At 57.0% G+C, this 12839-nt stretch carries 10 protein-coding genes and 1 rRNA gene; all 11 read right to left on the reverse strand.

Annotation, left to right across the window (positions count from 1 at the left end):
- Positions 1-6: 6 nt before the first annotated feature.
- Positions 7-1629, reverse strand: coding sequence for a murein biosynthesis integral membrane protein MurJ (gene murJ / locus HMPREF2891_RS02275; RefSeq protein WP_070663752.1), 1623 nt, complete (start codon positions 1627-1629; stop codon positions 7-9).
- A complete protein-coding gene (locus HMPREF2891_RS02280; RefSeq protein WP_070663753.1) occupies positions 1630-2442 on the reverse strand; it encodes a hypothetical protein in 813 nt (270 codons plus the stop codon).
- Entirely contained in the window at positions 2435-3445 is a 1011-nt protein-coding gene (locus tag HMPREF2891_RS02285; protein ID WP_070663754.1) for a copper transporter, read from the reverse strand. The genes HMPREF2891_RS02280 and HMPREF2891_RS02285 overlap by 8 nt, the downstream gene beginning before the upstream one ends.
- 11 nt (positions 3446-3456) lie before the next feature.
- A complete protein-coding gene (gene steA, locus HMPREF2891_RS02290; RefSeq protein ID WP_070663755.1) occupies positions 3457-4659 on the reverse strand; it encodes a putative cytokinetic ring protein SteA in 1203 nt (400 codons plus the stop codon).
- Positions 4656-6323 (reverse strand): DNA repair protein RecN, encoded by a 1668-nt coding sequence (gene recN, locus HMPREF2891_RS02295; protein WP_070663756.1) that lies wholly within the window; start codon positions 6321-6323, stop codon positions 4656-4658. The genes steA and recN overlap by 4 nt, the downstream gene beginning before the upstream one ends.
- Positions 6320-7159 (reverse strand): NAD kinase, encoded by an 840-nt coding sequence (locus HMPREF2891_RS02300; RefSeq protein ID WP_070663757.1) that lies wholly within the window; start codon positions 7157-7159, stop codon positions 6320-6322. Before HMPREF2891_RS02300 ends, recN begins: the two co-directional genes overlap by 4 nt.
- Before the next feature lie 8 nt (positions 7160-7167).
- A complete protein-coding gene (locus HMPREF2891_RS02305; RefSeq protein ID WP_083311201.1) occupies positions 7168-8001 on the reverse strand; it encodes a TlyA family RNA methyltransferase in 834 nt (277 codons plus the stop codon).
- Positions 7989-8126: a hypothetical protein gene (locus tag HMPREF2891_RS09620; RefSeq protein WP_156956943.1), complete on the reverse strand. Its 138-nt coding sequence runs from the start codon at positions 8124-8126 to the stop codon at positions 7989-7991. Before HMPREF2891_RS09620 ends, HMPREF2891_RS02305 begins: the two co-directional genes overlap by 13 nt.
- A complete protein-coding gene (locus tag HMPREF2891_RS02310; RefSeq protein WP_261666828.1) occupies positions 8123-10897 on the reverse strand; it encodes an HAD-IIA family hydrolase in 2775 nt (924 codons plus the stop codon). Before HMPREF2891_RS02310 ends, HMPREF2891_RS09620 begins: the two co-directional genes overlap by 4 nt.
- Positions 10898-11358: 461 nt before the next feature.
- Positions 11359-12081: a hypothetical protein gene (locus HMPREF2891_RS02315; RefSeq protein WP_070619727.1), complete on the reverse strand. Its 723-nt coding sequence runs from the start codon at positions 12079-12081 to the stop codon at positions 11359-11361.
- Positions 12082-12602: 521 nt separating this feature from the next.
- Positions 12603-12720: ribosomal RNA gene (gene rrf / locus HMPREF2891_RS02320) — 5S ribosomal RNA — on the reverse strand.
- Between the last annotated feature and the right edge of the window lie 119 nt (positions 12721-12839).

Here is a 12839-nt window from a genome sequence, read left to right on the forward strand (position 1 = left end):
GAACTCCTAGCTGTCTTTGTCTTCCATGGATTGCAGTAAGCCGGCCAGCACCGACTTCTTTCCAAGTGTGTACACCACTCCCGCGAGGATCGTTAGCCCCACGAAGCCGGCTGCGATTACCGCCAGCACGTGCCCCAAGCCTTCACCTAGAGCGGAAATATGCGTCGTCGCCAATGTTCCAAGCGCAGTTGTTAACCCCAACGGAACTAGCGAACGTGCGACTACAACCAGCATATCGCGCGTGCCGTAGCCATCCGTCACCTTGTGAATCGATACGAGCACTCCGATCGCCGCTACTGTCATCCCCACTGAATGTCCACCCGCGATTGCGCGTAGCGTTGCAACGCCATCACCCTCGGCTCGCACAGATACTGCAACTAATGCGGCTTGTGCCGCCGCGACCGTTACCCAACCAGTGGCTGCCACCAGCCAGGCTAGCCGCGGATGTGAAAGCGCGTAAAGCGCGCGTTGGCCGTAGAACAGCAAAGAAAATCCGATTAGGGCTGGAGCCATAATCGTAAGAGCGGAAGCCATCCCCGGAACGGGCGTGAGTAGCTCGAAGAAAGCCTGTGCCACCGGCGCCATGATGACCAACAAAGCAGAGCCGAGCAAGGCCGCAATCAAAACTTTTTGCATCGCCCTCGCGGACGTAACTTTGAACTGATCCGTGCATCCGCTCTCTCCCTGCTCGGAAAGGAGGGGGAATGCCGCGGTTGCAACCGGATAGACCGCTACGGCATAGGGCAACCAGTAGACCGCCTGCAGGTACTGAAACACCGCTACCGTTCCTGAAGCACCGTAGGAACGCATAAGCCAAAGCGAGACGACCACAGCAAACTGCTGCGCCACCAATGCGCCCAGGCCGGAGGCTCCCAAACCGATCGCACGTCGACGCTCATCGGTCCCGAGGCGCAGGGTGGGGCGAAATCGGAATCCTGCCTTATGAGCAGGGACGAACAGTGGTAGCGATAGTGCCGCCACACCCAGGGTTGTCCCCCAACCCAGCACCTCAACAGCCGTTTGCGGCGGAGCCTGGTCACGCGCCGGGTTCAAAAGCGCATAGCCAAAGAACGACGCGATCACGGTCAAGGATGACAGCGCTGGGGCTATTGCCGGCCAGAAGAACTTCTTATGTGACTGCAACACGCCCGTCAGCACGATAGAGACCCCGTACAGCGGGATTTGCCACGCAAAAATCTGCAAGAAGCGGGTCACCAATGCCTGTTGGTCGGCTACGATGGCATCCGCTGGCACGGGAAGCGCCTGCGCAATCCACGGGGCGGCAAGGAACACGACCGCTGCCACCGCAACAAGTATCAAGGTAACCCATGACAACAGTGCAGAAGCTACGCGATTAGCATATTGCGCACGCCCCTTTGCAAGAGGCGCTGACAGTAGAGGCACCGTTATCCCGGCAAGCGCTCCGCCCACCACGATCTCGAAAATAATGTTTGGAATCTGATTAGCAGAAGCGTAGGCCCCTGCGGTAGCTCCAGATCCCACCAGGGCGGACTGCATGAGCCATCGCAAGAACCCGATAAGCCGTGAGGACAAGGTCGCAATTGCGATTATGCCCACGGCGCCGGTGAGGACGCCTCGCAGTCTTACCAGCCCGCCCGATGCCTTCATCTACTTAGATTTCACGCCCAACTCATCGAGCGTTGAAAGCACCTTCGAGCTTTCAATCAGCTTCGAGAAAGACACCACCTCGCCTGCCCCAATTACACCCAGGGTGAGCGCGGCCATTACCGTTCTGAAGGCCCGAGAAGACGGAACTATCGCGAGCATACCTACCTGCAAGCCAAGCGTATTTGCACCCACGTCACCAAGCATGGTTTTACCCGCCAGATCAGAGGGGGCGCTTCCGACTATTGTGCCAAGGGTTGCGCCAAACGAGCGCGGGCTGACGCGACTCGCAGACGCTATTAAAGAGCAGGCGGCTGAAGCTTTGAGCGCTCTACCTGGACGCAAATCAAACAGGTTTACGATATTGGCAGATCCCGCCACAATAATCGAATCAATTATCCAGTCGTAAAACCCGCGATCATAGCGATTGCAGTGGACTAGCGCGTAACCGGTAGCAGAAGAACCAATCGCCGCTACCTTTACAGCGCCGGTAGTAATGTTGCCACGCTTAAATGCTTCAAAGTGGCCAGCTAGTCCCTTCGCTTTTGGGGCGTCCTCACGCAAATCCTCAATGTCATCAGCGAGGCCCGCATTAGCAGTGGCAGCCAGAGCAGCGGCGGCCGCAAAGTCACGCCGCGCCACAGCGGAGCCAATCAAAGCTGTGGCCGCTCCTACGCCTTCGGAGAGACTAACCTGCTCGCCCGCGTGATTTGTACGTTGCAATGATGGCGCAGTGCGAATCACGTTTGTGACTATTGCCGTCAGCGCCGCCGCACCCACGCCACCTGCAAAAGCGATCGCAGACCTACTATTCACCAGCCGTTGCCTCCGTCTCGCTCGGTTGCGTAGCCTCGGTCTTGGCCTGCGGTAGAGGTGGTACAAGCTCGCTTGCTGTTGAGGCTGTACCAAATGCGCGGGCCGTTCGATCCGCGCTCAGCAGTGCAATCACGGTAGAAGCATGCCCCATGGAGGTACCCACCGAGTCAACCGAAGTTACCGTTACTCCCTGGCCGCGCACTAGCGAAATCAAAGAATCCGAAGCCGAGGCATCGCCAACCACAACACCTGCAGAAGGCGCCTTTGCAGCCATTCCCGCAACCGCAACCAGCATCTGCGAGTCCGAGTTACCTGCCGTGGCGTCCTCCTGGTCGGCCTGATCGTCTGTTTCCTGCGTGGCAGCCGTTGTTGCATCTTCTACCACCGGGCGGGGACCTACAAAAATAATCGAGTCTGACACGACCTGATCGGCTTCAAACGAAAGCAATGCGTTATCGGCATCGGCCAAGATTTCACGTAGCAGCTTGGTCTCATCGTTCGTCTTCGTAATAATCTCCAGCAGAGCCTGAGACAAAATTTCTGCTGCGGGTGCCTCCGCCGGCACCTCACCCGACAGGTGCGTAGCAACCGGGCCGGCCAAAGAATCACGGAACTGCGACATGTCCTCCGAATACCACGCATTCGTGAGCACAACGCGTTGGTTTACAACACCACCAGCAACATCAATGTACTTCGCGATGCCGTCAACGTCTTCGGCGGCCGCGTCCTCCGTCGATACAATCGCGATCTTGCGATCCTTCAATGTGCCGGGCAAAACCTGATTCACCGACTGCTCAATCCACGCATTACGATCCGCAACATCCGTGCGCAAACGCTCGATTTCCACGGACGTGCGCGCCTGCGACTCACGCAAGACCTCGACTTGGCTGGTAAGCCCAGATGCAATTGGTCCCTGCAATGGGCCCGCGCCGAGCACCACTCCAACCGCAAGCGCTAAAAATACTGAAATCAGTGAAACCAAATGGTACCTAAAATCGACCAATGTTCCTCCACTCACGTAAGGGGCGCACCCGGCGCCAAACCAAGCCAGCCGCGCAAGACGTCAACGACGTCAGAAAAATACACTGCCATAATCTGCAAAAAAGTTTGCCCCGCGGGCGTAACCGCAAGCGCAATAATCAAAGCCAAAATACCCGCAGCTGAAAGCATAAACAGCTGGAACGAAGAGATTCTCGTGCGATAAATCCTTGACACGCCCTTCGCGTCCACCAACTTTGGGCCCACAACCAAACGCGTAAAGAACGTGGAAGCCATGCCGGAGCGGCCCTTATCCAAGAACTCCACCAGCGTTGTATGCGTGCCAAGAGTGACGATCAGACTTGCCCCCTTAGCATCACCGAGCAACATAGCCGCGTCCTCTGACGTGCCCGTTGCGGGAAACACCACGTGTTCAACGCCAATGCGTTCCACGCGCTCCAAACCAGGGGCTCTTCCATCACGATACGCGTGCACCACGATCTCAGCACCACACGTTAATGCCTTATCAGACACCGAATCCATGTCGCCAATAATCATGTCCGGCTTGAACCCGGACTCTAAAATCGCATCCGCACCGCCGTCAACGCCAACTAGAACGGGTCGGTAGTCGCGGATGTATGCCTTCAAAAGAGCAAGGTCTTCCTTGTAGTGGTAGCCGCGCACAACCACCAACATATGGCGGCCCTTGAACTTCGTCTTAACATCGGGAATACCAACCGCGTTAAGCAACAGGTCCCGTTCACGCGCCAGATACTCCATAGTGTTAGCTGCGAACGCCTCAATCTGGCTCGACATTCCATCGCGTGCAAGCGCCATCGCCTGCTCATTCGTCTCTGTGGTTTGACGAATACCCTGCGCCACGAGCTTATCTCCAGCGAATACTGAATCTCCATCAATACTCACCGCCTGCCCCTCATGAAGGGTCATGATGTCCGGCCCAAGATCATCAATCAAAATGATTCCAGACTCAAGCAGGATCGACGGACCCAAGTTGGGATAGCGACCTGTGGTTGACTTCGCCGCATTCAGCACGGCCACCGGTTTGGCGGCCACCAAAGACTCGGCCGCAACGCGGTCAATATCCTCGTGGTCGATAACCGCGATCTCGCCCTCTTCCAAGCGGCGCGCCAGCTTCTTCGTGCGCTCGTCCACGCGCACTCTTAAGCCTTCGCCCGGTAACTCAACCTGGTTCTTAGCTTTCTTGAAAAAACGCTTCACACTCTTGATTGTGCCACCTTTACCTGCGAACGTAGCTCAGCGGCATGCGCGCGCGCCGTTTGTGACGATTCCGACCCTGAGAGCATGCGCGCAAGTTCCACAATCCGCTCCCCTTCTGTGAGGTGGTTCACTTCGGTAGTGGCACCCGACTTTGTGATGAGCAAGTGGCTATCCGCCCATGCTGCTACTTGCGCCAAGTGGGTCACCACCAGCACCTGCCGATCACGAGCTAGCCGGGCCAACCGTTTTCCTACCTCACGCGCTGCGCGGCCACCAACGCCTGCATCTACCTCGTCAAACACGTAGGTTAAGTTCGCTGCGGATGCCTCGCTGTGCTCAGCCAGCACCACCTCCAACGCCAACATTACGCGCGACAACTCGCCTCCAGATGCTCCACTTCCTAGCGGCGCCGGATTCGCGTCGGGGTGTGCCTGCAGAAGCATCTCAACATCCTCGAGACCATTCGGCCCCGGTTTTTCACGCTCTTTAAACTCTACGACCAGACGCGCATCTTTCATCGATAGGCCCGCTAGCTCTGCATCCACCAACTTCGAAAGTCTGCGTGCTAACTTGTGCCGCTCATTAGAGAGTTTACGACCGACCTCAATTACCTGCCCTTGCGCATTCGCGAGTTCGGCCTGGAGCTCAGCCATACGATCATCGCGCCGCTCCAGGTCATCAAGCCTAGCCTCGGCCTGATCAGTCCACTTGAGCAGCGCCGGAATATCAAGAGCACGGCCACGCAGAAGAGAAGTTATGGCGCGCCGGCGCTGATGTACATATTCCAAACGAGACGGATCGGCGTTTAATCCCTCCAAATACTCGGCGAGGTCGTCGCGGACCGTTTCTAACTCGACCAGTTGCGCATTCAAACGCCGAGAGATTTCCGCAAGCTTTGGGTCAAGCCCCTCGAGCTTTGCTACCTGGCCGGCAGCCAATCCAAAAGCATCCACAGATCCCGCACCGTCTTCCCCCACAAGTGCGCGATATGCGAGCGCGATGCCGCTGCGCAGCTCCTCCATGTTCGTAATGCGCTCAGCTTCAAGGCGCAGAGCCTCATCCTCGCCCTCAACTAGGTCAAGGGAACGGACCTTTTGCACCACCGGACGCAACTGCGCAATCTCCGCTTCAGCCTCGTCAAGACCTCGCGAAAACTCATCGAGGGCGCGCTTAGCATTTACAGCCTGGTTCCAGGCGTCCGTATAGCGCTGAACCAGATCAGCGTGGCTCGCTCCTCCAAACTTGTCTAAAACCTCGCGCTGTGCGCGCGGTGAACGCAACTCAATCTGATCGGACTGGCCGTGAATAACCGCCAGATTGGAAGCAAGATCTTCAAGTAGCGACACCGGGGCGGGGCGCCGATCCAAATATGCCCGCGAGCGCGACTGCGACACCTTTCGTGAAACCACAACTGTTTCACTTTCAAGGTCAAACTCATCTAGCACATTCGGATCTATGGTGAACACGCCATCAACCACTGCTTGCGACTGGCCGGTCCGGATCTTAGATGAATCTGCCCTCTGTCCAAGCAACAGCTGAAGCGACCACAAAACCATCGTCTTGCCAGCACCCGTCTCGCCTGTAAGCACCGTTAACCCAGGTGAAAACTCTACGTGCGCTGATTCGAGAACACCCAGGTTCTCAATGTGGAGCTCTTCGATCAAGACTCCTCCAACCCCAGTCGCCGCCAACCCGAGACCGGAAGGTCAAACTTAGCTACCAAACGAGCCGAGAACGGGGTATCCGATAGACGAGCGAGCTTCACCGGAACTTTGGAGGGGCGGCACAGGATTCGAGTACCTGCGGGGGCGGTGATGCGACGGATACCATCGCACCAAACCTCAATGTCTGCCCACTGTTGCTTCAAGATTGAAACCTCAAGTTCTGAGTTTGGGCCAACAACCAAAGGCCTCGTAAACAAGCCGTGAGCGGCCAACGGAACCATCAGTACAGCCTCGGTATCTGGCCACACAACTGGCCCGCCTGCCGAATACGAGTAGGCTGTAGATCCCGTGGGAGTGGACAAAATTATTCCGTCCGCCCCGTACGTGGAAACCCCCTGCCCATCAACGCCGATACCAAAGTGTGCCGGATGCGCCAGATCGGTACGCATGATTGCCGCCTCATTAATCGCCCAATCATGTTGCATGCTACCGTCAGGCATCTGCACGTCAAGTTCTAGCGTCATGCGCTCTTCCACCGCGTAGTCGGCCGCTGCCACTCGATCTACTAGGGATTCCAACGAACTAACCTCTGCCTCGGCTAAGAAGCCCATATGTCCGAGATTCACGCCCAAAAGTGGGACGGACCGCTCGCGGGCCGCCTGTGCCGACCACAAGATCGTACCGTCGCCACCGAACACGAGAACCAGTTCGATATCCCGGTCAGACTCCGCGCCCACAACGTCTATTTCGCGCTCTTCGAGCGCCACTTGCACCTGGGAGGCCAGCTTGGCTGCGTCTTCACGCTTCTCGTTCACGACCATCATGATCGAGCGCATTAAGGCTCCTAACTTAGGTGGTTACCGGCCGGACCATCAGCGATTGCCTGTGCAATCCGATCATCCAGATCCGCCTGACTAATTGCGGCCGGATGCTCCGACTTCAACGCCACAAAATATTCAACATTTCCAGCGGGGCCGGGAAGAGGACTAGCCGCCAAACCGTAAGCCTTCAGGCCTAACTCACCGGCTTTGTCTAAGACTTGGCGCACAGCGAAGTGATGCAGTTCCGGATCCCGAACCACGCCTTTTGCCCCTAGCTTATCCTTGCCCACCTCAAACTGCGGTTTCACCATCAACAAGAAATCAGCCTGTGGATGCGCAACGCCTTTCAAAGCTGGAAGCACCAAAGTTAGAGAAATGAAAGAAAGATCCGATACCACAACCGTTGGTGGTGGCGCCACGTCTTCAGGCAACAAATAGCGAACGTTCGTCCGGTCTTTAACCTCAACGCGCGGATCGGACTGCAGGCGCCATATCAGCTGCCCGTAACCCACATCAACGGCTACCACCTTCGAGGCACCCGCGCGTAGTAGTACGTCTGTAAAACCGCCGGTCGACGCTCCCGCATCCAGGCAACGCTGACCGCGGATCACAGGAGCAAGATCACCGAGAATCTCAAGCGCACCCGCAAGCTTATACGCACCTCTAGACGCATAATCTGGCGAGGAACTTTCATCCACAATCAACGCCTGCGCCGGATCCATCTGCCTGGCGGGCTTGGTGACAACCTCCCCATCCAGCTTCACAAAACCAGCATGGATCAGTTCTTGCGCCTTCGAGCGAGATGGTGCGAGCGAACGTCGCACCATCTCCGCATCGATACGTCTTAGGCGTGCCACTGCTCGGTCCCGCCCTCAAGCTGGGCAGACAGCTCCGCCTCAGCTTGCTTCAGCTTCGCAAGACGCTGGGCTAGAGGCAGGTTGTCAGCCTGCTCCCAGTCTTCCTCCCACTGCTCCAGATTCACTCAGACTCCTGTGATTCCTCGTCCTCTTCCACAAGATGACGAGTCTCTTCAAGTAGCTCCTCCAGGTCTTCCTCACCGGGAAGGAATGCCGCAACGGATTCCACATCCACCTGCGCAAGCTCCTCATCGCTTACATCCGAGGCGGGCATATCGTCCAGATCTGTCGATTCTGCTACTGCAGGCTCTTCCACCTCGGGTTCAACGGGCTTCAAGATTCCTGCAGGATCATCGTTATCCACAACGGTGATCGACGGGCAAAAAACCTTCGAATCGTTTTCCCGCGCGTACTCCCAGGCAGCCGCAATGAGGGCCCGGTAGGAGTCGAGCGTGACGGTGGCGCCGTCTTCCAGAAGTGCTACGCCATCGAGAGTCAGCCTGCCTGCCACGACCTTTGCGATCTGACCGACGCCACAGCTCCAGGTGCCGTCACGGTGGTGACGGGGGCGAGGATGCGGCTCATTCAGGCCGCGCATATCTGTGTGTACGAGCTGGGGACGAAGACCGCGATCCGCGAGGATTACCGAGCGTGCGTCATGGACGCCAGTCAGCACGTGCATCGACGGGATCGAAGCTGAAAGCGCTCCAGCGACATCGGTCTCCAGCCTGTCGCCAATGGCGATAGCATGCTCTCCCCCAACCATCTCAATAGCGCCGCGGAAAATAGCGGGCAACGGTTTGCCCGAAACCTTGGGCTTCTTACCACTCGCGTAGCGCACGGCGCGCACAAGAGCGCCGTTGCCTAGAGCAAAACCACGCTCGGTTGGGAGTGACCCGTCCATGTTGGTGGCATAGTACGCGGCGCCGTTAGTAACCGCATACGCAGCTTCAGACAGCTCTGCCCATCCCAGGCTCTTATCAAGCCCCTGTACTACGGCATCCGGGTTGTCATCGGCGGACTCTACGATCTCAAATCCACCATTCGTGACAGCTTCGCGCAAGCCTTCGCCACCGATTACGAGTACTTTTGCCCCCGGTTCGAGGTCTTCACCCATTAGCTTCACCGCGTCCATCGCGGAAGTCATGACATCCTCAGGCTCCGCCGGGAAACCCAGATCAGCCAGCTGAGCGGCGACAGCTTTTGGCGAGCGCGAGGAGTTGTTCGTTACAAACGCGTGCTTCATGCCCGAATTCACAGCCTGCGAAACACTCTGCGCAGCGTGCGCAACGGGCTGACTACCGTGGTAGCAAACTCCATCAAGGTCAAGCAGGAGAGTGTCGTAGCGCTGTGAAAGCGGCTCATCGGAGCCCTTCAGATCAGAGCGCACGTCATCCACATCGGATTCCGCCAACATCTTAAGGTCAAGAATGTCGTTGTCCTCAGGCAGGGCCGGCATTGAAGCCTCGACTTCGTCAGCTTCGCCGTCGCGACCAAGAGAACGCAAGTGGTCAGCCTGTGCACTCATCAAACGGTTTCGAAGTTCATCGTCGCCGTCTGGGCCGAGCTTAGCCAGAGCATCTTCGACAAGCACCAGTGCGGTGTCGGTCTCCCCCAAATCGGAGCGAGCTCCAGCGGCTACAAGAACCAGCTCAACCTGCTCTGCAACGTCAAGCTGGGAAAGATCGGTTTCATCAATGAGCTCAAGTGCCTTTTCTGGTTTTCCAAGGCCGCGCTCACAATCTGCCTCAACTGCGCGGAGCGAAAAATCGTTACGCATACGACGCACAGCCCGCACTTCACGCAGAGCCTCCTGGTAGCGCTCCGTAGCATAAGCGGTGAGAGCGGCGGCCTCGCGCACAATATCGACGCGGCCAGCACGGCCAACCGCCGCCTGGGCGTACGTGTAGGCACGCTCCGGATCCATATCAATCAGCTGACCGGCCATGACGAGAAGCTTTGCAACCTCTTCCTGGCTGTGTGCACCTAGAGTTGCGAGGGTCTCGTACGCTGCAGCATCGAGCTCCTGTCCCTCCAAGCCCTCCGGAATCGGCAATCCCTGAATCTGGTTGATACGCTCTGCAAACTCGTCATCGAATTTGTCGTAGGCTGCGGCTGCCGCATCGTACTGGTCTTCAAACCGATTAGGCCGCTCATTGTGGTACCTGTCGGAATCGAAATTCCGACGTCCGCCGCCATCACGGTTGAAGCGGGAACCGCGATCGTCCCTGTCAAACCTGCGACCACCCGGGTTCTTACGGTCAAAGTCACGTTCGCGCCTATCATGGTGGTCAAACCTGCGGCCCGGGCGATCTTCACGGTTAAACTGGCGCCCTCCACGGTCATCGCGCCGGTAATCACGCCCACGTCCGCCAAAGTCGCGTTCGCCGCGTCCAAATCTGCGGTCCGAACGCCCGTCGCCCGAGAAGCTACGATCGTCACGGTCAAAACGTCGACGCGGGCGCTCTTCATTCTCAAAGCGTCGGCCTCCACGGTCGTTGCGGCGGAAGTCGCGATCGCCGCGCTCAAAACGTCGTCCTCCTCGATCATCGGAGTCAAAACGACGGCGAGTATCATCACGGCGGTATCCGCGATCGTTGTCGAAGCGCCTTCCGCCACGCTCGTCACGATTAAACTGGCGTGGGCCGCGATCATCCCTGCGGAAACCGCGATCATTGCGGTCAAAATTCCGATCTCGTCGGCCTTCTCCGTTGTCGTCACGGCCGAACCGCCCGCCACGGTTTCCAAAATCCGACCGTTCGCCGTCGAATCTACGTCGGCCGCCCTCGCTCCTATTTTCGAAGCGTCGTCCTCTATTGCCAAAATTATTCTCGCGCCCTCCGCGCCACTGCCTGTTGTCGAAGTTTCGGTCTCTGCCGCGCTGGTTTTCGCTCATTATTCCTCTTGTCTTCCGCAGCCATGTCCTCGGTTGGCACGTCTCCTACCTCAGGATTATGCAACCTTCATAATACCGCCTAATAGGGATACTTTGAGAGCACATTTTGGTGAGCTACCGCGCTATCGAGATTCATGAAACACGAAAATCACCCAGTCTTTACAGCCTATGCGCCGAAGGTGCACGAGCCTTAAATGCTCTCCCATGCGGGTCACAAAACGTGACCATTACGCCACGACTAATGAGCTTGTTAATACTGTTACGCACACTAATTAGGCGCTCATGAGTGCGAGATGTCCTATCGCCCTAAATATCCTATGATTCCAGGGGCTTTTGTGTAATCGGGCCAGTGTGAGCAAGTAGATTGGTTTGGGTTTATATATGAGTTTGGCCGGGTGCAAAAGCACCCGGCCAAACTCATAGTTCTGGTTAGTCTCCGCTTGGCAGAGTTGAACTAGTTGCTAGAGAGAGCGACGCCTCGTTACGAGGAGTGCGCCACCGCCTGCAAGCGCAGCTGCTACGCCACCGAGCAGGGCGACGGAAGCGCCAGTCTTAGCAAGCTTCTTCTCACCAGCAGCAGCCTTGGTCTCGCTGGCCTTCTCCGAAGCAACAGTGGTGGTCTCGCTGGCCTTCTCGGTCTGCGAAGCATCGGTAGCGTCCTCAGAAGCCTCCGGCGCCTTCTCGGTTGCGGAGGTGTCCGGCGTGGTCGGACGGAGCGTGTTCAGACGATCGGTGGCCTCCGCGCACTTGGCCATGTCGTAGTACTCGGTGCCTTCAGCACAGAACCAGGTGACGTCCAGCTCGGCGTCCTTGATCTTCGCATCCTTGATTTCGCCGCGAGTCTGACCGCACTTAATGTGATCAAAGTATTCGGTGCCTTCTGCACAGAAGTACTGCTCGTCGAGCTCCTTATCAGCAATCTCATTCTTCCAGAAATCACCGGAAGGAGCAGCATCCTCTTTGTCCTCCTCAGCGGGGGCCTGCTCCTCTGCCTGCAAAGCCTTTAGAGCAGCCTCAGCATCCGCGCACTTGGCCATGTCATAGGACTCGGCTTCTACAGTGCAGAACCAAGCGACATCGGCCTCCGCCGCGCTAAGGGCGGCATCGTCAGCTGCAAGTGCAGGCGCGAAAGCAACACCGGCGCCAAGTACGGCAGCGCCGGCAACAGCTAGAATTCGCTTCATTTTTTAATCTCCTAAATGGACGCAACTGTCCTGATGTGATTAGCATGCATGAAACATCGTATATGCCCCCCCCCCCCCCGCGTCAAACGTTATCCAGCATTCGCTTAACATCACAGGCGTGTCGCCACTTTTTAAAGGTTCTTCACATGCTAATGTGGGACTTTGGTGCCATATTTCGGATGGATTTGTCGCTAGCGTCGCTGCAAATACCGATTGAAGCCTGTGCCTAGCCCACTTTCTAAGTGTGCGTATTCTGGTGGGCATGCCAATACCGATCCACTTGTGCCAAGGTGACCAATTCAAACATGTTTCCAACTGTCGCTGCGCGATTACACGATCACCTGTGAGCCACAGTTACACCTTGAAGCTACTTCATTCGTCTTTGAACGGCGCAAAAACAGCTGTGTGTGTGTTTGGTTTATGTGCGGGGTGTGTGTTTAGGGCCCCACCATTTGGTGGGTGGATTGTTTTGAGGGGTCCTAACCAAACACTGGTTAGGACCCCTCAAAAATGAAGAATGATAGCGGTGGTTTCCTACTCTCCCACACCCTACCGGGTGCAGTACCATCGGCGTTCACGGGCTTAGCTTCCAGGTTCGGAATGGAGACTGGGCGTTTCCCCGTGGCTATGACCACCGCAAAACTATTGCCAACACAGCAAAACACGCTAGTAACGACCAAAATGGTTTACCAGCAGTGTTTGCCTGCACACACGCCTTTTGGGGGTGTGTGGGGTTGGTAGTGGTTTGCATAGTAGTT

The organism is Actinomyces sp. HMSC065F11, assembly GCF_001813085.1.
Taxonomy (GTDB): Bacteria; Actinomycetota; Actinomycetes; order Actinomycetales; family Actinomycetaceae; genus Gleimia; species Gleimia europaea.